At 37.4% G+C, this 18852-nt stretch carries 21 protein-coding genes and 1 pseudogene; 9 read left to right on the forward strand and 13 right to left on the reverse strand.

Annotation, left to right across the window (positions count from 1 at the left end; translation table 11 throughout):
- Nucleotides 1-152: 152 nt before the first annotated feature.
- The gene (locus ACIQXH_RS05295; RefSeq protein ID WP_403122453.1) at nt 153-1394 is read right to left on the reverse strand and encodes an MFS transporter; all 1242 of its coding nucleotides are present in this window, start codon (nt 1392-1394) and stop codon (nt 153-155) included.
- A gap of 411 nt (nt 1395-1805) precedes the next feature.
- Between ACIQXH_RS05295 and ACIQXH_RS05300 the strand changes: the two genes are divergently transcribed.
- Genes ACIQXH_RS05300 through nagE form a run of 3 tightly spaced genes read left to right on the forward strand, consistent with a single transcriptional unit; the run spans nt 1806 to nt 4683 of the window.
- Nucleotides 1806-2303: a PTS sugar transporter subunit IIA gene (locus ACIQXH_RS05300; RefSeq protein ID WP_403122455.1), complete on the forward strand. Its 498-nt coding sequence runs from the start codon at nt 1806-1808 to the stop codon at nt 2301-2303.
- Nucleotides 2304-2341: 38 nt separating this feature from the next.
- Nucleotides 2342-3181 (forward strand): PRD domain-containing protein, encoded by an 840-nt coding sequence (locus ACIQXH_RS05305; RefSeq protein ID WP_403122457.1) that lies wholly within the window; start codon nt 2342-2344, stop codon nt 3179-3181.
- 53 nt (nt 3182-3234) lie between these two features.
- Nucleotides 3235-4683, forward strand: coding sequence for an N-acetylglucosamine-specific PTS transporter subunit IIBC (gene nagE / locus ACIQXH_RS05310; protein WP_403122459.1), 1449 nt, complete (start codon nt 3235-3237; stop codon nt 4681-4683).
- A gap of 84 nt (nt 4684-4767) precedes the next feature.
- Here nagE and ACIQXH_RS05315 read toward each other — a convergent pair whose 3' ends face one another.
- Nucleotides 4768-5334: a cysteine hydrolase family protein gene (locus tag ACIQXH_RS05315; RefSeq protein ID WP_403122461.1), complete on the reverse strand. Its 567-nt coding sequence runs from the start codon at nt 5332-5334 to the stop codon at nt 4768-4770.
- A 226-nt stretch (nt 5335-5560) separates the two neighbouring features.
- Between ACIQXH_RS05315 and ACIQXH_RS05320 the strand changes: the two genes are divergently transcribed.
- The gene (locus ACIQXH_RS05320) at nt 5561-6952 is read left to right on the forward strand and encodes a M28 family peptidase (protein WP_403122463.1); all 1392 of its coding nucleotides are present in this window, start codon (nt 5561-5563) and stop codon (nt 6950-6952) included.
- Nucleotides 6953-7863: 911 nt separating this feature from the next.
- On the opposite strand, the gene ACIQXH_RS05325 is transcribed toward ACIQXH_RS05320, so the two are convergent.
- Nucleotides 7864-8319 (reverse strand): hypothetical protein, encoded by a 456-nt coding sequence (locus ACIQXH_RS05325; RefSeq protein ID WP_402873466.1) that lies wholly within the window; start codon nt 8317-8319, stop codon nt 7864-7866.
- A 191-nt stretch (nt 8320-8510) separates the two neighbouring features.
- Here ACIQXH_RS05325 and ACIQXH_RS05330 point away from each other — a divergent pair, with 191 nt between their 5' ends.
- From ACIQXH_RS05330 to ACIQXH_RS05340, 3 genes are read left to right on the forward strand one after another with little or no spacing between them, the layout of a single operon-like run.
- Nucleotides 8511-9053 (forward strand): sigma-70 family RNA polymerase sigma factor, encoded by a 543-nt coding sequence (locus tag ACIQXH_RS05330; RefSeq protein WP_402873463.1) that lies wholly within the window; start codon nt 8511-8513, stop codon nt 9051-9053.
- On the forward strand, nt 9043-9462 hold the full coding sequence (locus ACIQXH_RS05335; RefSeq protein WP_402873460.1) for a PadR family transcriptional regulator: 420 nt from the start codon (nt 9043-9045) through the stop codon (nt 9460-9462). The genes ACIQXH_RS05330 and ACIQXH_RS05335 overlap by 11 nt, the downstream gene beginning before the upstream one ends.
- Complete coding sequence (locus tag ACIQXH_RS05340; protein WP_403122465.1) at nt 9459-10736, forward strand: FtsW/RodA/SpoVE family cell cycle protein; 1278 nt, start codon at nt 9459-9461, stop codon at nt 10734-10736. The genes ACIQXH_RS05335 and ACIQXH_RS05340 overlap by 4 nt, the downstream gene beginning before the upstream one ends.
- Before the next feature lie 57 nt (nt 10737-10793).
- On the opposite strand, the gene ACIQXH_RS05345 is transcribed toward ACIQXH_RS05340, so the two are convergent.
- Nucleotides 10794-11105 (reverse strand): hypothetical protein, encoded by a 312-nt coding sequence (locus tag ACIQXH_RS05345; protein WP_402957554.1) that lies wholly within the window; start codon nt 11103-11105, stop codon nt 10794-10796.
- Nucleotides 11106-11271: 166 nt separating this feature from the next.
- Here ACIQXH_RS05345 and ACIQXH_RS05350 point away from each other — a divergent pair, with 166 nt between their 5' ends.
- Nucleotides 11272-11667, forward strand: a complete 396-nt coding sequence (locus ACIQXH_RS05350) for a hypothetical protein (RefSeq protein WP_403122467.1) — start codon at nt 11272-11274, stop codon at nt 11665-11667.
- A 649-nt stretch (nt 11668-12316) separates the two neighbouring features.
- Here the strand turns inward: ACIQXH_RS05350 and ACIQXH_RS05355 are convergent.
- The 4 genes from ACIQXH_RS05355 to ACIQXH_RS05370 all read right to left on the reverse strand — a co-directional run bounded on the left by ACIQXH_RS05355 (nt 12317) and on the right by ACIQXH_RS05370 (nt 14049).
- Nucleotides 12317-12586 (reverse strand): CPCC family cysteine-rich protein, encoded by a 270-nt coding sequence (locus ACIQXH_RS05355; protein WP_402957550.1) that lies wholly within the window; start codon nt 12584-12586, stop codon nt 12317-12319.
- 53 nt (nt 12587-12639) lie between these two features.
- The gene (locus ACIQXH_RS05360; RefSeq protein WP_402957548.1) at nt 12640-12792 is read right to left on the reverse strand and encodes a hypothetical protein; all 153 of its coding nucleotides are present in this window, start codon (nt 12790-12792) and stop codon (nt 12640-12642) included.
- Nucleotides 12793-12897: 105 nt separating this feature from the next.
- On the reverse strand, nt 12898-13419 hold the full coding sequence (locus tag ACIQXH_RS05365; protein ID WP_403122469.1) for a GNAT family N-acetyltransferase: 522 nt from the start codon (nt 13417-13419) through the stop codon (nt 12898-12900).
- Between the two features lie 66 nt (nt 13420-13485).
- On the reverse strand, nt 13486-14049 hold the full coding sequence (locus ACIQXH_RS05370) for a group-specific protein (protein WP_402957544.1): 564 nt from the start codon (nt 14047-14049) through the stop codon (nt 13486-13488).
- A 321-nt stretch (nt 14050-14370) separates the two neighbouring features.
- On the opposite strand from ACIQXH_RS05370, the gene ACIQXH_RS05375 reads away from it, so the two are divergent.
- On the forward strand, nt 14371-14796 hold the full coding sequence (locus ACIQXH_RS05375; protein ID WP_402873451.1) for a type 1 periplasmic-binding domain-containing protein: 426 nt from the start codon (nt 14371-14373) through the stop codon (nt 14794-14796).
- Between the two features lie 102 nt (nt 14797-14898).
- Here the strand turns inward: ACIQXH_RS05375 and ACIQXH_RS05380 are convergent.
- The 5 genes and pseudogenes from ACIQXH_RS05380 to ACIQXH_RS05400 all read right to left on the reverse strand — a co-directional run.
- Nucleotides 14899-15446, reverse strand: a pseudogene (locus tag ACIQXH_RS05380) (IS1595 family transposase); the annotation flags it as partial.
- A gap of 92 nt (nt 15447-15538) precedes the next feature.
- Complete coding sequence (locus tag ACIQXH_RS05385) at nt 15539-15859, reverse strand: hypothetical protein (protein WP_402957542.1); 321 nt, start codon at nt 15857-15859, stop codon at nt 15539-15541.
- 401 nt (nt 15860-16260) lie between these two features.
- Nucleotides 16261-16716 (reverse strand): GNAT family N-acetyltransferase, encoded by a 456-nt coding sequence (locus tag ACIQXH_RS05390; RefSeq protein ID WP_403122471.1) that lies wholly within the window; start codon nt 16714-16716, stop codon nt 16261-16263.
- Nucleotides 16717-16968: 252 nt separating this feature from the next.
- Nucleotides 16969-17220 carry a hypothetical protein gene (locus tag ACIQXH_RS05395; protein WP_402957540.1) on the reverse strand — a complete coding sequence of 84 codons (252 nt, stop codon included), beginning with the start codon at nt 17218-17220 and terminating at the stop codon, nt 16969-16971.
- A 536-nt stretch (nt 17221-17756) separates the two neighbouring features.
- Nucleotides 17757-18698, reverse strand: a complete 942-nt coding sequence (locus ACIQXH_RS05400; RefSeq protein ID WP_403122633.1) for an aldo/keto reductase — start codon at nt 18696-18698, stop codon at nt 17757-17759.
- Nucleotides 18699-18852: the final 154 nt, after the last annotated feature.

Here is an 18852-nt window from a genome sequence, read left to right on the forward strand (position 1 = left end):
CTTTATTAGTTAATAAAAGGAATTCTGTTTGTCAGTATGATTAGTAAATATTTTAGTAGCCTTCTTGGCCAATCTTCTTAGCCATCTACTGAACTACCACGAATCGACACATAGTAAAAAGCAATGAGGAGTTCCCTCGTTGCTCCGTTTCGCTACCCTAATGTTTGTTTTGTCATCATGACTTCTTGGCTTATTAATTTCTTTTGCTTGTTGATTCGATACCAGCCCATCACAACGGCTATGATCGATACAGAGCAAGAAATAGCAAGAACATAACTTCCATTGAGCTTTAAGAGAAATACACCAGCAATGAAGACCCCTATGGGTTGGGCCAATGTCACTCCAGCTGTCAGAAAACCCATGGCACTGCCCATGATGTTTTGGGGAATAGCCTGCTGCAATTCAGTTTGGAAGATGATTGTGACGGGAGCCGCTAAAAGTCCGAATACTCCAAACAACACAATACTCATGATCGTGGAATCCACTACAAAACCGGCAATCGTGCCTACGACTCCAGATAAAACATATAATACGATTGACATTTCAAAATTCATTCGTTTGATTTTATACGTAATGGTTGCTCCTAGGAGAGTCCCGATCCCAATGGCTGTAAAGCAGATTCCCAAAGCCGCTGAACCATTCACCTTAATTTCCGAGTATAAAGTGGGGAGTAAGACATCCATGATCATAACGAATGCCATATTCGTAAACACCGCTGCCGTGATAGCCGAAAAGATCCACTTCTGTCTTTTTAAAATCGAGAATGTTACCTTAATTGGTGTTTGTATACGATTGGTATCTTGATTATTGGCATCTTTCAGTACCGCCCTGTACCTAAGAATCACATAGCAAACAACAGATAGAAGAATCAGGATGATCGACGTTAGCATTGCCACCGTAAATCCCCCTATTACCAATAGACCACCAGCAAGTGCCGTACCTAATAAGTTTGCGATTTGGGTGATGGCCGTTATGAAACTATTGACCGATTTTAATTCTTCTGGCGAAGTTAACAATGGGATTAACGTTCTTTCAAGCGGTGTTAATATGGCGGAGGCCACACCCATGAAAAGAAGAACCAGGCAATAAATCCAGTAACCGAAGCCACTTGGTACTACTTCCATTAGTCCAATCGCGAATAATGCACATAACGTGAATAAATGCCAAACGCTAGCCCATAACCCTAAGGATATTTTATTGAATCGATCAATGAGTATGCCGCTTACCGCTGCCAATAATATCCCGGGTATATAACGAAATGCCATTAATGAACTAAACACCAAGGGCGAATGAGTGATGTTAATAAAGAACCAAGCTAACGTGAGGAAGACAATACTGGATTGTAAAGATTGTATACCAAGAGCCACAATAATGAGGTGTATGTTTCGCTTCACTCTTCTTCTCCTTATGATTTGTCGTTGGGTCATTTGGATTTTCAAGTTAATGATTGGTAACAGTATGTTCTTCTTTGACTAACATATCTTCTATAAGTTTCCAACCGAACCATTGTGTAAGGTCATTATAAACTAACTCTTGCCCTTATTGGAATAGGTTAATAAAGGCCCTAAATTCCCTATTTTGAATATTCAAATATATTTTCTTTACATATTGTGTTATTAAATAAATAATGGTATTTTATAAGTAATATTCCATATTGATCACATGTTACTGATTCGTTCAGGCAGGGTGGTACGGTTGAGAGAATTTCCGATTCTTTTAATTGGTTACTTCCGTGCCTTTTTTGCGTTCATTTAAAGTAAAATGTTAGAAAATCACACAAAAAATAGGTACAAGGAGATTCTAAAATGTTTTCAAAATTATTTAAGAAAACCCCAAAAACACCGCAGCTTATTTATGCACCTATAAGTGGAGAAATTCTTTCCATAGAAGAAGTACCAGATCCCGTTTTCAGTCAAAAAATGATGGGGGAAGGAATAGCTATTGTTCCGATTGATGGAAATGTGTCATCACCAGTGGCTGGAAAGGTTGTACAAATCGCTCCTACAAAGCATGCGATTGGCATAGTAGCTGATGATGGAACGGAACTATTGATTCATGTTGGTCTTGAAACAGTTGCTCTAAAAGGCGAGGGATTTGATGTAAAGGTAAACGTTGGAGATTCCATAACTGTCGGGCAGTTATTACTGACCTATCATTTACAGCATATTAAAGAACATGCAAAAAGCGACATGTTGATTATGGTTATTACAAACAGTCAAACGAATACACATAAATATGAAATGTCTTTGGATAAAGTTGCAAGAATGGGTGAAACGGTCGTGATTAAGGTGACGAATACGTAAACATTTCCTATGCCACATGTTTGAGGAGGAATATTCAAGTGAAAATAAAAAAAATCTTGAATAATAACGCGGTAGTGGTTGAAGACGGGCAAACCGAGAAAATAGCCATCGGTACAGGCATTGCCTTTAACAAGCGAAGAAATGATCTTGTCAAAACACAAGATGTTGAAAAGCTTTTTGTTATAGAGGAAACGGATAAGTTCCAGCAGCTTATAATGAGAATCCCTGAAAAACATTTCGAAATATCGGAAGAAATCATTTCCTATGCAGAAGAAAAGTTAGATGTGAAATTAAGTGACCATATCCATATTGTTCTAACAGACCATTTGTCCTTTGCGATTGAAAGAGAACAAGAAGGAATCCATTTACAGAACAAGCTTCTTCAAGAAATTAAAGTACTCTACAAAACTGAATTTGAAATTGGGATGTGGGCAATTCAGCACATTGCGAAGAGGTTTCACATTGAAATGCCCATAGATGAAGCAGGCTATATTGCCCTTCATATCCATACCGCTAAACCACAAAATGGAGATATGAAGGAAACCGTAAGACAAACAGCCATTATCAGTGATTTGATCCAAACAATCACTGAATACTTGGATATTACGATACATCATGATGATATTTCTTACCAACGTTTAATCACACATCTTTGTCATTCCATCTCTAGAATAAAGCATTTTGAACTTCATACCATGGATGAGGAAATGCTAGAGATGATAAAAAACAAGTTTCCGATTGCCTATCAATGCGCTAAGGAAGTATCTCAAGTATTAATGAACACTTATGAAATGGAACTTCCGGAATATGAACTTGGCTACATCACCCTCCATATAGAGAGATTAAAGCAGCGTTGGAGTATACCAGAGAAAATATAAAGAATGATAGTGTTATATTTTTCAATCAAAAAAATTGATAGGGGGTATTTTACATGATGAAATATCTACAGAAAATTGGTCGCTCATTGATGTTACCAGTAGCAGTATTGCCAGCTGCAGCCATTTTGATGGGGATCGGTTATTGGATAGATCCTTCGGGTTGGGGAGCTGATAATCCGATAGCTGCGTTCTTCATTAAAGCTGGATCTTCCATTATTGACAACATGTCCATCTTATTTGCAGTCGGAGTAGCTCTAGGTATGTCTAAACACAAAGACGGATCAGCTGCATTGAGCGGGTTAGTCGCCTACTTAGTCGTTACAACTTTGCTTTCGATAGATTCAGTAGCGATGCTACAAGGCATTGATGCAGATAATGTAAACCCAGCCTTTGAAAAAATAGAAAATCAATTTGTTGGGATTCTCTCGGGAATCGTAGCTTCGATCATGTACAATCGGTTTAGTCACGTACAATTGCCAGCTGCCTTATCCTTCTTTAGTGGAAAACGTTTAGTACCAATCATGACAGCGGTTTCAATGTTGCTGGTTTCCGTGATATTATTCTTTGCATGGCCAGTCATCTTTACAGGATTGGTATCTTTCGGTACAGCGATTAGTAAGTTGGATTTTGTGGGTGCAGGATTATATGGATTCTTCAATAGACTTTTAATTCCAACAGGACTGCACCATGCATTAAACTCCGTGTTTTGGTTTGATGTAGCTGGAATTAATGATATCGGAAATTTCTGGGCAGGAACGGGAACAAAGGGAACTACAGGGATGTATCAAGCAGGGTTCTTCCCAATCATGATGTTCGGTTTACCGGCCGCAGCTTTAGCCATGTATCATACTGCAAAAACGAAAAGAAAAAAACAAGCGGCATCGTTAATGTTAGCAGCAGGATTTGCTTCATTCTTTACAGGAGTTACAGAACCACTTGAATTTTCATTCATGTTTTTAGCTCCGGCTCTTTATGTAGTTCATGCCGCCTTAACAGGTATTTCATTAGCCATTGCAGCATTTTTCCATTGGACAGCAGGATTTGGTTTTAGTGCAGGACTAGTCGACTTCGTTTTAAGTTCAAGACTACCATTGGCTAATCAGCCATATATGTTACTACTTCAAGGTCTTTTCTTTGCCGTCATTTATTATGTATTATTCCGTTTCTTGATTACGAAGTTCAACTTAGCAACTCCTGGTAGGGAAGCAGATACAGATGAGGATATTGAAGTAGATGGTAGCCATTCACCAGTAGGAAATAAATTCGCTGTAATGGCGACCAAAATTTATGATGGTCTAGGCGGGGACGCTAATGTGACGTCTATTGATAATTGTGTAACACGCTTAAGAATTGAAGTCAAAAACATGGATGCGGTTGACCAAGATAAGATTAAATCAACAGGAGTACCAGGAATCAATATTGTCGGGCCACAAAGCATTCAAGTGATTGTTGGAACGCAAGTACAATTCGTAGCAGATGAAATGGAAAAAATCCGAAAATGAAGGAATGAAAGATAAAGAGCTGTGGATCTGTTATAGGTCCACAGCTCTTTGGTTGTTTCTTTTATCGCTATTTTCTTATCATTTTTAATTGGATGATCGGTATTCCCCATGAACAGGGTTAAATACATCTTCAGTAGATTGCCTAACAAGGGAAAAGTTATCTACATTATAGTGACCATGGAGGGTCTCGTTGTGATGGAGGATGATTTGTTTGGCAGATAGGATTTTCGAGTCGGTCGTGGAGTGTCCATCCCCCACTAACGTGACATCATAGTGATTGATCGTTGCTGTTCGTACCGCAGTATCAATGCAATGCTCGGTCTTGCATCCCATTATTACAAGGTGCTCCACATGGTTTTCCCGTAAATGTTCGTTCAACGGTGTACCATAAAATGAATTAGTGGCCGCTTTGTCCAAGATGGTAGACGTTAATGGAACGTTAATATCTCTATGTATCTGAAATCCAGGTCCTTCACCATTTGCCACATCTAGATCCCTGATGAAAACAACGGGAATCCTTTCGTTTATCGCTTTTTCAATGACAGTATTAATCGTATGAATGAGCCTTTCTTTCTCAAAAACCCCTTGTTCCTCTGAATTCCCTTCCATTAAATCCTGTTGAGCATCAATGATCAATAAGGTTTGTTTCAATCCTTTCCCTCCTAAATCTATTACCTACTAAAAAGTATTTCTTCTAGTCCCTTATCTTTTCGGCAAAAGATAGATGGATACCTTTTTCCCTCCCGGATTTACCCAGCTTATAGTATGTAAGTAGGTGTCAGCTATCAATTAGTCTCGACTTTACAGACTAATGACTCATTTACAAACTATTCAGTAAATTACATAATTAGGGATATTATGACGAAGGTGGGATTTTATGTATAGAAAATCATTAACAGTTCTATTGGCTACGGGGATGGTTCTATCATCTGGTACAGCATTGGCACAACCAAACGGAAACGGGGCACCTAATGCCCAGTCCAGCACAGCTTTTGATAACAAAGTGATTAAAAAAATCAGTGCGGACAATATGTATAACACGATTGCCTATCTATCAGAGGAACCGAGGGCAGCTGGTACAGAAGGCGAGATTCGTGCAGTCAAATACATAGAAAGCCAGTTTAAGAGTCTCGGTTTTGAAACAAAGATTCAGCCTTTTCCCATCTATGATACGGTGCAAACTGTAAAAGTGAAACTTGGTGACAGCGATTTAGGAGGAACACCGCGTGCCTTTAGCGGCAGTATCAGCGGGAAGGTCACCGCCGAACTTGTTTATGTTGGGAAAGCAAAACCAGAGGAGATTGGTGATGTATCCGGGAAAATTGCCCTAATCGAACGTGGAGACATTAACTTTGTTGATAAGGTTCAGAATGTCCTAAATAAGGGAGCGGTTGGCGTCTTGATGTACAATAACTCCCCTTCAGGAAATAACTTTGGACAAGTATCAGCCGGGCAAAATATTCCTGCTGTAGCCATTACCCAAGCCCAAGGATTAGAACTGGTCGAACAGCTTAAAACTAAACCGATCACGACCACTCTGGAAGTGGGCAAAGTGGAAAGAATCGAAAAGACATCCTACAATGTCATCGCTTCCCTAAAGCCAAAACCTAATAAGGATAATGGTCAAATCATCACGGTTGGCGCCCACCATGATTCTGTCCCAGGCGGCCCTGGTGCAAACGACGATGCTTCGGGTGTATCGGCTGTGCTGGAATTGGCAAGGATCCTGGCCAAAACGCCAATTGACACGGAAATTCGCTTCATGACGTTTGGAGCGGAGGAAAGAGGGCTCGTTGGATCATCCTTCTATGCGAATTCCCTTCCCAAATCGGATGTAGACCGCATGGTGGCTCACTTCCAAATGGATATGATAGGTGGACGTGATGCAGGCGCGGATAATCCAGCAGGCGGTTTAATCATGTATACCATCGATGGAAAGAAAAACCTGGTAACGGACCTGGGTTCCTCAGCAGGAGCAAGAACAATGGATGTGGCAATTCCTTTTGGACAGCTGGGCAGAAGTGACCATCAACCATTCCATGAGCTCGGCATTCCATCCGCCCTGTTCATCCATTCCCCTGTAGAGCCTTGGTATCACCAGCCTACAGATACACTGGATAAGATATCCAAAGAAAAATTACAGCAAGCCACTGAAATTATCGGTGCCAGCGTGTATCAAATTGCCCGTCCGGAAACGCCGGCATTAAAAAATGCACGGGTGGCTCCTGTCACGGTGGACTATGACTTTGAAAACCGTCCTGTAGACTGAGTACTGCATTGTACAAAAAAGCTAGATTAATAATGGATCTTAGATCAGGAGGGCAACTGTGTAGTTTACAGTTGCTCTCTTCTTTTTATGGGCTATTTCTAAGTCACTTAGTTGATGTAAAGAAGAAAAAGGGATAGCAACAATCTTTTATAACGTACACTTATCTTTACATCTTCAACTAACGCACCCATTAGTAAAAAATGAACCTTTCTTCAATATGAAGAAACAGTTTTATTCTTTCCTTTTCAATTTTCCGAATAAACCTATTGCAATAGCTGTGCCAATGCCGACAGCAAACCAAGTAGCGAAACTCAATTCAATCCCTCCTTTTAGACTTAAATGGTTCCATATCGTATTTTTACGAACTAGATACTAAAGTTTCACTAACCTGCCCCGTTAGTTTAAATTAGAAACATCACAAAACAGTGTATTATTTCTTTTAAACAATGTTTATATCAGGCTATGTTTAAGGTTGATTGAAAAAACGCAAAGGATTTGGTTATATATGTTAAAATAAAATAATGATGTTATAATTTCCACTTAAATTCTAAGAGCAGAAGGGAATGAATTTAATATGGATATAACTTTCACTTCATTTTTAGTTATTTTAATAATAATTTCAATTGTAATAAATATTTATTTATACATTCAGCTTAAAAGATATCAGGTAAATGACAGGGCTCATAAAGCTACGTGGCAAGAGGTTATGGGACTTCATAATCCAGTAAACCTATTAGTGTGGTTCTTTTTAACTGTGGCTTTATTTTTAGGGACGATAGTAATAATAGTCGAAGTATTCACCCTATAAAATTATCAGGTGTGTATTGCTTATTGAGAGTACGTCCTCAATATGTTCTTCCACTAACCTGTCCCGTTAAAGATAGCCACAATCTTCAACCAACTCACACCCCTTATAAGTTATTTATACCCTTGACCATCTGCCTGATTGCTCCTAAATGATATGCAGCATGGGCCAATGCCCCTAAGAGAATAGTGGCCGTAGAAGAATTCATATCTCGTTCCTGACTGATGTATTCATCCATCTTCATGTATTCATGATGAAGCCCATTCTTTATGTCCTCCCATTCACCGCTTGTCACTGCTCCGATTTCCCAACTTTCATCCCAATTGAAATCCTGCTCCTTGCCCTCCAATGATTGGTTATTCGCCCATAAGTGGTAACGTGTGTGATCCGTATGAGCCGCGATCGTCACGCCTTCGATTAGTACCGAAGCCTCCTCAGAGCTTAATGGATCAATAGTGCCGAACAATCCACTCCCTGGCTTCGATTCAGTGAACCAACTCGAGTTGCCTTCCGGGCCCTCAAATGTTTCACTTAATATGGTCTTTATTCCTTCCATCTCCAAATTGTAACCCCTCCTACACTATTTTTACTTATAGTATTCAACAATCGGATATACAGAATACTTCATTATAAATCAATCAATATTTCTTATTTTCAACTGCCATCACAACAAATGGGATAATTTTATAAAAATAGAAAACCTTCTTATAAGTACTATCGTCTATATATCTAGGAAAGGAAGTGTGAACTGTTTTGGAGGAGTTTGTGTTGAAGTGGTCTCAATTGAAAGATGATGAAGCCTTATTTGATGAAATGATGTCCCTTTATGGTCAGGATATTTTGCAATTGGTCTATTCCTATGTAAAAGATGCAGTTGTCGCCGAGGACCTGACACAGGAGATCTTCATCAAATCTTATAAAGCTTTGCCTACATATAACCAACAATCTAGTATACGGACGTGGCTTTGGAAAATCGCTATTAATCATTGTAAGGATTATAGGAAAAGCTGGTACTTCCGAAACGTTTCGACTGCGGATCAGGAGCTTGAATGGACTTCTACCAATAATGTGGAAGATGATGTCATTCAGCAGGATGAAGATAGAAAACTGGCTGATGCAGTCATGGCCCTGCCGATTCAGTATCGCGAGCTGATTTACCTTCATTATTTTCAAGAAATGAAGCTCAAGGAGATCTCTGAAATTACCGGGGTCAAACTCGGCACTGTGAAGACCCGTATGCGCCAGGCGAAAAGAAGGCTAAAAACCTATTGGGAGGAATCTACCGATGGAAGATAAATTAACACGCTTGAAATCGGCTATGAAAAAACATACATTTCCTGAATTGAAATTCACGGATGACCATAGAAGTTCCATCCATTCTTCTATCAAAAAGCAGGATGCGAGCATGGAAGACATCATGATTGCCATTTTCAGATCATTGGATAAGGAGAAAAGTGGTTATCAAATTAATGAATCGCTCTACCAGAAAGGCATCCGGAATTTTGAAGGTAAAGATGGTTCCTTGTATACTGTCTTGCATGAGCTTGAGAAGGAAGGCTGGCTCCTGTCTTTTTGGGAAACGGATGAAAGGAAACTCTATTCCTTGGATGAACGTGCGAAAAAGTGGCTAAAGAAAAAGGAATCAAAAAGTGGTTCTGCCTCAGCTCTTTGGAGGACAGCGTTTGAAGGAGGAAGAGGCGATTGAGAAGCAATCAATTTTTAGATGAGGTTTCGTCGTATATCCGATCAAAAGAAGCCAAAAAGTATATAGAAGCTGAACTAAAAGGCCATTTGCATCAAGCCAAAAAAGAATGGATCAAAAAAGGTTATCAAGAGGACGAAGCAGAGGAAATGGCTGTTAGGAATATGGGTAACCCCTCTGACATTGGACTGAAGATGGACAAGCTGCACAGACCAAAAATCGATTGGAAGCTAATGAGCATGTTTCTGTTCATGTCCGCTATGGGTCTGTTTTTATTATCCTTCTTATTTAAGGATGGTCATACCTTTTCCGTGCTGAAGCAGGTATATTCTGTAACAGGAAGTGTCATTTTGGCCTGCCTCCTACTTTTTTTCGATTACCGGAAATTACAAAGATGGGGCTGGGTTTTCTTTACGGTGGGATGTCTGATTCTTGTTCAGTTCATATTTTCCAATGTAATCATGCACGGGCGTCCTCAACTGAATATTCTGGGCTTAATGTCGGTCGATTCTATTGTAGTTCTGCCTATTTTCCTCCTGGCCTGGGCCGGAATACTGCAATCGAAAAAGATGAATGTTTATTTGGCAGCCTTTTTATACATTTGTTCCACTTTTTTGTTTATGAATACAGCCAACGTGCAGGCGGTGGGGCTATACTCATTGATGGTTGCTGTAATGGTCTGGCGAAGCGGCCTAAGTAAAAAGAAACTCCTTATCACGGCTGGGGTCCTGTTTACTGCATGTGTTTCCCTTATACTAGTCTCGGTATCCTTGAAAGATATAAAGACCTATCAATTTCAACGACTTACTGCCTTCGTTACGCCTGAAAAATTTAGTGAGACATCGGGGTATACCTATTTGAAACTAGAAAGGCTAATTGAGGATGCCGGATGGTTTGGCCATTTTGGTTCGCTTGGAGCGTTTGATTTTTCTAATGAAATGATGACGGATTTTATCTTTGTCACCATTACCTATAATCTTGGCTGGGTTGGGGCCTTGCTCATAGGTCTCCTATTTTTATGGATGATTTGGCGAATTTCTCGTATATTCCAAACTGTGAAAGACCCTTTTGGGAAAATGCTTGTTTCCGGCTGTTTTGCCATATTTACTGCACAAGTAACCATCAGCATCGGAATGTCTCTTGGCTTATTACCGATCATAAGCCTATCCCTTCCATTTATGAGCTATGGTGCATTATCTGCCATGATTAACGCCTTCTTGTTCGGTTTAATTTTAAGTGTGTATCACAAAAAAAACTTCATACAGATAAAGGCATGAAGTTTTGGAACCTTAATCAACGATTATAGTAGCGTAAATGTGGGGAGCCGTCTTTGATTATATTACATTAATCTTTTTCAATAATTCAAATCTGCCAATGGTTTTATATTGTTCCTTAATAAATGCAGTTACTTCAAATAAATACGGAGACAGTTTATTAATATAAATCTTAAATTCATTGAAAGTAGTATCAGAAACATTTTTACCTTCATAAAGTTTCATATACAAACACCACCAATCATAATGGATTGGGACTGGATAACCTAGTTTGGTTAAAAGTATTTCTATGTCGTCTAAAAAAAGCAATTCGGGTAATAAACCTGTTGGTTCAACAATATATAATTGTTCTTTTGTCTCTATTTTATTCAATTCTTCAACAGCATTTAATATCTAGGGCAGAAAATCAAATGGATCAAAACAATGCGGGATATTTGTAAACTCACTCTTATATTTTTGATTACTCTATCATTAATGATAGCAATTTCATCACTTTTTTCTACCGTTATTAGTGCAGAAGAAGTTGATTCAGAAGAAGTTGGAGAAATTAGCTGAACAACTCGAGTTTATTTATGAAGAAGCCAGCATAAAAGATGAAAATGGCAATATAATAGGCTTTGATTTTGAAGGATCTGCAACAGGCGCAAATAACATTACAATTGGTGAAAATTCATCAAACACAGGTATAACTACAATGGCAGTACCAAACAAAAATAAAATTGATGCCTGTGTTCAAAAAAAGATAAAAAATGCCTTTATGGAAACACTTACCCTTACTACTATAAATACTCTTCTGACCTTAGCAAAAGACAAAAAGTATAAAACTTTAGCTAAAAAATTATTGGCTCTTGGTATTAAAGGAAATGCACCTGCGATTGCACTTCAATTATTGTATTATAATGGTACATGTGTATACAAATATAATGATTGGTAAGCAGTAAAAAAGGGAACCATTTAATGGCTCCCTTTTTTACTGCTATTAGATTTTATAACTGGCAAAGCATTATACACACTAATTGCGAAATAATAGAGTAATATCATATTTAAAACATCACTTATAGGAACAGGGGTATCATCAAGTTTAAAGACGGAAAATAATACAAATATTACCACAAAAATTATTGGGAATATGATGTATTGACTGATAAAGTTTTTTATAAACATAGTATTTATACCATCGTTTTCTTTATTTACTAAAAAACAAATCATCATATGAATACCATTCATGGGAATAATTAGTTTTCTAACTCTAAATTACGTTACTATAAGATCCTAATAAATTCAACACTCTACCTTGTTTTTATCGAAGTTCTTTCTGATTTTCCCAAAGGTAATAGGTTATTGGAACTAAGGTAAATCCATCTTACTTATACTCAAAAATCCCCTCAAAATTTTCAGGCATAACCTGATGCATAACATTTTTTTCCAAAATGCTAAGTTATCGAGAGAAACCCTGAAGAATTATGGGTTTCTTTTTATGTAATTAAGTGAAGTAAAGCCCCAGCTCGTATTAATTTCGCTACTGAATAATTCACAATTGATTAAGATACCCCTATAAACATATAAGCAATAGCAATCTAAAACTATAAGCTAAACGGTTTCCAATTAGGATCTTTTATATCTTTGTCATTTGGCTTTCTTACAAACTCACTAAAGCGTTTCTCGGATACCCCAAATTCAGTGAAGTTATTTTGTGCTTGTCTTAATGACACTTCATTAGCCCCACCTTCATAATCAGGTTTTCGAAATTGAAGGCCGTCATCTTCCCAAAAGCATATTTTACAAATTTCATATGTATCGGTTGGTTCTTCATCTAATGTTTTATACCCACAGCAAGGACAAGTATATTTCATACAATCCACCTCGATAGTTTTTATGAATTTCACCATATTTTGGACTAACCCCTTCACCAAATATTCTTGACTATGCGAATCATCATTCTTGGTATAAGCATGATGATGTACCCAGCCACTTCACATATAATGGAGGCACTTAGCTCCTCTAAGATATCTTTAAAAAAGCCTTTCAGCCTATCTCTTTTCCTTTTTTTAAATTTCATCTTCTAACTCCTACTAACTCTACAATTGAAATTAATTATAATAAACGAATGTACTTAGTTTTCCTATCACTCTATTTTTTGGAAGATTTGATTCAACTAAAATGGTCAGAACTTAGATAAGACTTGGTTAAGGTTATTCCACTCGTATATCAGAAGATTCATCTCAGCACCTGCGATTGTTATTTTTTCTGATTTAAGTAGGCTTGCATCATAATACTCATAGAAATAACGGGTATTATTATCTTCCAATACTTCAACAAATACTCTATTGAAACCAAGTGCTTGAAATTGAAGAAAAAGCTGTTTCAATAGTTGCTTTCCAATCCCTTTTCCTTGATACTCTTCAAGGAGATAAATAGAAGTTAAATCACCAGATTCAGTGACAGTATTCTTTTCTTTTTTACCGCAATCGGCAAAGCCTACGATTTCTCCTTCATTATTTTCTGCTACAAAGACATAATTTCCTTCTTTAGAAATATTACGGATCCACAAGTCAGTCCGCTGATCATATGATAATTTCTTTAAAAATTCATCTGGAATGATGTTTTTATAAGTAGATCTCCAACTATCAACGTGTACCTTCGCAATATCTATCGCATCTGCTAATGTTGCTCTTCTTATAACCATTGAATTCACCTCTTATGAAAATATAAAGATCAAAGTATATATTTCATTTCCTCACCAAAAGGCGATTCATTTTAATTGGTTCCAAGATATAATCTCCACATTATTTATTTCAACCTCTCCCAGACTTAATAAATGGGGAATGTATGGAAAGAGACCAAATCTGTTACCCTTTTCATTTTCAGTTTTGTAATATTCTACTGATGCAGCGGGTATTTCTTTAAGTTCTCTATAAGTCTCAATGTTCAATAGCTTAATTTCATCTTCTTCAATATCTTCCGCTGGACCTTTATATTTCTCTTTTGTGTACAGATATATAGCATTCCTATTATGTGTTAGTCTTTCAATGGGGATTTTAAAAAAATTTTGTTCTTCTTTAGTTTTTATTCCTAAGCTTGCGAGAGCTTCATAAACAAAGTAAGGATGTAGAGGTAGAAAATGAAGGACATCATTCCATAAACAATTAAGTTTTGGAATTTGTTTTGTTAGCAATTTTGGTCTCTCAGGGTGATCCAAATACTTTCTCCTATATTTCTCATACAAATGAGGAAAGGTTTTACCTAATGCATGTAATGGTATAAGTTTGTCGCCAATCATCTCTTTAGGAACCATATGATATATATATTCTTGCATTGTGCACCTCCACTTTTAATTACACTTCAACAAAAGACCCATATTCTCCTCCTAATTTAAACAATCGATTCTGCCACATTCGTTACACAAAGAAAAAAGGAGCTGATGATCAGCTCCTCAGGCTGTCGACAAAGTCGATTAGACAGCCCCTTCTTCTATTCCTATTCTTCTATTCTAATAGAGATGGTCTTTGTTCTTGGCTCTTTTCTAAATGATTGTTGCTAATGGATAACAAAGGGATTGGAAAATTTTCCAGAAACAATAGTATAATAGTTCTTGGTAGGATAATTATTGCAGTAATTGAATTTGGAGGTGATGAGAATGAATTGCAAATTAATATTTACAATCTTGACATCTATTTTCATAACTTTAGCATTAACAGGCTGTCAATCCGAAAAGGAAAATGGAATGTTGATGGTTGATGTCAGCGATATAAAAGAAATCGCTATTTCCAAATCGACTGCTTTTGGAAAACTTAACAATGAATTCTTTGTAACTTTTGAAGACTCGAAAGAATTGGATACTTTAAAAAACGCCTTCATAACTGCTAAACAAGAGAAGGACAAGCTGGAAGGTGTGAATTATGATTTACTCATTACAGACTATAAAGGCGACAATTGGTTGTTACAATGTTATTTAGGCGAAGAGGGAGAACAAAGTGCATTTTTCTATATCGGTCACGAAGACAGAGTATATTTCACATCCAAAGAAATAACGCAGGAATTGAGAGAAATTATAAAGCAATAAATCTCAGAAAGACAGACCATCGTGAATATAACTTTGAAATTTGTAAGAAATGCGATATGTTTTGCACTCTAAAAGTAAAGTTATCGCCATAGAGGGAGTGTTTTACACACTTTTTCTAATACTTTCAACGGTTGTATAGTTCACACGTTTACAGGAAGCTATAGCAAATTCTTCACACGTTCTTGAAAAGGCATTTTCTTATTAAGTTCAAGGTAACGATGCCAGAAAAGGTAATTATCAAGATATTTAGTGGCTACTCCTTGAAATCTATCCATCCATTTTTTTAAGCGTTTATGATACCCATTAACGTGTTGAATATGGTAAATGCCCTTATTTTTGTACTGTTTTTTACTAACGTTGATTGCTTCGTGTTGCAACTTTTTCATTGTTGCAAACTTCTTATAGTTTGTGGCTGTATCAGTGCATAACAAAGCAGAGGAGTCTATATGTTTTCCTAACACCGAGTCTAATTCAATAGCCGTTATACGTCCTAATCCTGCTGTTTGAGAAAGAATTTGACCATTTCTATCGTGTGCAACTACTACACAAATTTGTTCTTTGGAAATTCCCCGTTTTTTAGCGACACCACCCCGTTTACGAGGTTTCCTGTGATGGATATGTTTTTTGCCTTTGTCACTCTCCAAACCAAACCATTGCCATTAGAAACACTCCGATTCAGTCTTTTATTCTACTATACAGTATGTCCTTCTTAGCAACAATCTATACGAAAACAGCCTTGTTCTTAATTCACCTCTTTGGTTTCCACTTCTTCTCCCGTACTATAACCACTAACCCAATACCCTTTTTCATCGCCATAATTAACATATACATTGTATTTTTCCAATGTAGTTTTGTCATAACCATTTACGCTGACAGTGCCTCCGCCTATAGCAGATGTAAATTCGATACTTTCAGGTTCAAATACTATATCTTTTTCTTCTTTTAAATAATTAATAGCTGCTTCATTTGCTTTTTCTGTGATTTCTTTTTTATCTTCTCCGCAACCGGTCATTAAAAATACCACTCCCAAAACTAAAAGTAATTTAATTACAATTTTATGCAAGCCATCCCCTCGTTTTCTTTGCGTCCATATCAAAGCATTGTTAAAATTTATTATAGTTTAAAATTTGGGAGTGAATACTAATTAAAAGAATATCAACAGCTTTTTGAAAAAGGGGTTTGTCTACACTCTGAAAGGCATTCAAAGGATACTTTTACTTTTTATTCAATTGATCAATCAAGAATAACCCCTTCACCAAATGTTCTTGATTAGATGAATCATCATTCTTGATGCCTTCTTAACTAAAGCCCCCGTTAGTATAAGTACATTAATTCACAAACTTAGTCGCTCTAGCATACATAATTCATTTCCTTCATTTCAGAAATGCTGCCCGTTTGTCCAATAAGAGCTTTAAAAGAGCGTTAATCCTTCTTCTTGGATCAACGCCCCCAAATGAAAATTAACTAAAGAGCCATTACGTAAATTTGACAAGGATTCCACTCATCCCAAAGGGTAGGCAAACATTCAAATTCTTTAAACCCAAGATTCTTATAGAAGGCTATTGTTCTATCATAATTTTCATAGCACCCTTCTTTTACTGTTTTTACTTGCATATATAAGTAACCTTGTTTCTTAGAATACTCATAACAATATTGGAATAGTTGCTTACCTATTTTTTTCCTATGAAATTCTTTTAGCACTCCCATAACATATATTTCAACAGTATAGGGGCTTGTCTCTTTCAATACAGCAAACCCTCTTGTTTTTTCATCTTCAATATCGGCCCAAAAAGGCATATCCTTGCTGTAACGTATATATTCGTCCGTGCTTTCTGGGAGTCCAAACCAATCTGGTAGATCACACAATATATTTCTTGCTATTTTTTCTTTGTGTTCTTTATCATTGATAAGACATATCATAAAATTCCCCCTGTTTTATCCTCACTACTTCCTAATTTACCCCAGTCGATTCTTCACACCGTAACTCCTTAATTAACAGAAAATTAACATTCCATTATTTATTACAAAAAAAAGTGGAAAATTACGCAAAGTTTATTTCCTTTAATTACCTAAAAAACACCACTAACCTGCCCCTTTTCTACAATAAGAAGTTCAACAGAAAAGGGCATTAATCCTTCTAAGATCAATGCCCTATTAGCACAATAAGTAAAATCATTTTGCTTCATTTAGGATTTTTTCAATTCGGTCAAGTTGTTTTTTAATCTCCTGTATATCTGTTTCTTCCCTTTTGAATTTTTGTTCAGCTATTTTGCCATTAGCTAGATAACGATTAGCAATCTTTACGACATATACAATGAAGACAATGAGTACAACTAGTACCGCTAAAAGAACAAATGGTAGAACAGCTGTAAAAACCTCTACAAACGCTGATGTCTCCACCTCTGGCTCGATGGTTTTCTCCACTTAGTTATCACTCCTTTAAATAGTATAGTTCTGCATTGTTTTGAGCTATCCTGCCCCGTTAGTTGAAGTGTAACATTTCACAAGCAAAACAATCTTACGAAAAATCAACCCTTACCTTTAACATAGCTTTTTTATTAAAGGATATTGCGATGTTGCAACGGATCCTGCATCATTCTCACCCTTCTGTCACTTTGCGTTATATCGGCGTTACCGAAGAAGAAACGAATAACGTGTTGAAAAAATTCAGTGTCTTTCGTTAAGATTTACTAGGTTCAGCAAACACATTTTTTTGCCGAGAGTGAAAAAAACTGTGAATTAACACGTAAAGCAAAAAACCTGTAAACAAAATAACGTCATTAAGATAGTTGGAATAATGACGATATTATTCTTTTTCACGATGATCCTATTATCAATACTTCGGAGCTGCCTCTACAGTAATTGGGACTCACCTTGAACTTGATTGTAAAAATCAAAAAAACTCCTATATAGGAGTTTTTTTGATACTCATTGTTAGCGTGTGAATGGCTACTGTAAATTTAGAAACGCCCACCGGCAGCGAGGCCTTTTGGAGAGATACGTTCAATTTCTTCGAAATCCCCTGGAGTAAGTTGAACCTGTAGAGCGCCAAGATTCTCCTTCACCCGGTCTATTCGCGTTGTACCAGGGATTGGCGCAATGAAGTCTCCTTGGGCGAGCAGCCACGCCAATGCAAGTTGAGCAGATGTACACATTTTTTTTGAAGCCATCTCTTCTATCAGCCCTGCGACTTCCACATTTTTAATGAAATTATCGCCTTGGAACCGCTCATAATTTCGCCTATAATCATCCTCAGCCAAATCCTCAAACTTTTTAATTTGTCCTGTCAGGAACCCCCGTCCCAGTGGGCTATAAGGTACAAAACCAATTCCTAATTCTTTGAGAACCGGAAGTACTTCATCTTCCACTTCTCTACTCCATAAAGAATACTCCGTTTCCACTGCCGTAATGGGATGAACGGTGTGCGCACGACGGATGATATCAGCAGGTGCTTCAGAAAGACCGATAAAGCGAATTTTCCCCTCCTTAACCAAGTCGGCCATCGTTCCAATCGTTTCTTCAATAGGGGTATTCGGATCGTAGCGGTGTTGATAATAAAGGTCAATGTAATCCAATCCGAGATGGTATAAGCTAGCATCCACGGATTTTTTAATATACGCCGGATCACCTTTGGGCCCCTGGGTATGTGTTATACCAAATTTCGTGGCGATCACCACTTTATCCCTTCTATCCTTAAGCGCCCGACCTACCAACTTCTCGTTTTCTCCGAATCGTTGCTGTGCAAATTCACCATAAATATCAGCTGTGTCAAACATGGTGACACCGCTATCCAGCGCTTCCTGAATCACGCGAACCGATTCCTCATTATTCGGCATCATCATGGTTCCAAGACCTAATGCTGAAACCTCTAACCCCTCGCGTCCAAGCGTCCTTTTTTGTATAGCTTCCGACCTCATCTATTCTACCTCCTAGAAATAATATTGATGGCATTCATTTTTTGGGATTCCACTTGCCCAACCTCTTATTTAGACTTATCCGAAGCTGGTATTGAAGCCGCAGCCTTAGATGAAGCAGGACGCGTCAATCAATTGTATG

Source organism: Peribacillus sp. NPDC097225 (assembly GCF_044761955.1).
Taxonomy (GTDB): domain Bacteria; phylum Bacillota; class Bacilli; order Bacillales; family DSM-1321; genus Peribacillus.

What these genes read in the sequence shown, in the direction of transcription:
- ACIQXH_RS05300 (WP_403122455.1), top strand. Translation starts at nt 1,806, where the DNA reads ATGTTTTCAAAATTATTTAAGAAAACCCCAAAAACACCGCAGCTTATT.
- nagE (WP_403122459.1), top strand. Translation starts at nt 3,235, where the DNA reads ATGATGAAATATCTACAGAAAATTGGTCGCTCATTGATGTTACCAGTA.
- ACIQXH_RS05320 (WP_403122463.1), top strand. Translation starts at nt 5,561, where the DNA reads ATGTATAGAAAATCATTAACAGTTCTATTGGCTACGGGGATGGTTCTA.
- ACIQXH_RS05335 (WP_402873460.1), top strand. Translation starts at nt 9,043, where the DNA reads ATGGAAGATAAATTAACACGCTTGAAATCGGCTATGAAAAAACATACA.
- ACIQXH_RS05355 (WP_402957550.1), bottom strand. Translation starts at nt 12,586, where the DNA reads ATGAAATATACTTGTCCTTGCTGTGGGTATAAAACATTAGATGAAGAA.
- ACIQXH_RS05360 (WP_402957548.1), bottom strand. Translation starts at nt 12,792, where the DNA reads ATGAAATTTAAAAAAAGGAAAAGAGATAGGCTGAAAGGCTTTTTTAAA.
- ACIQXH_RS05365 (WP_403122469.1), bottom strand. Translation starts at nt 13,419, where the DNA reads ATGGTTATAAGAAGAGCAACATTAGCAGATGCGATAGATATTGCGAAG.
- ACIQXH_RS05370 (WP_402957544.1), bottom strand. Translation starts at nt 14,049, where the DNA reads ATGCAAGAATATATATATCATATGGTTCCTAAAGAGATGATTGGCGAC.
- ACIQXH_RS05375 (WP_402873451.1), top strand. Translation starts at nt 14,371, where the DNA reads ATGAATTGCAAATTAATATTTACAATCTTGACATCTATTTTCATAACT.
- ACIQXH_RS05390 (WP_403122471.1), bottom strand. Translation starts at nt 16,716, where the DNA reads ATGATATGTCTTATCAATGATAAAGAACACAAAGAAAAAATAGCAAGA.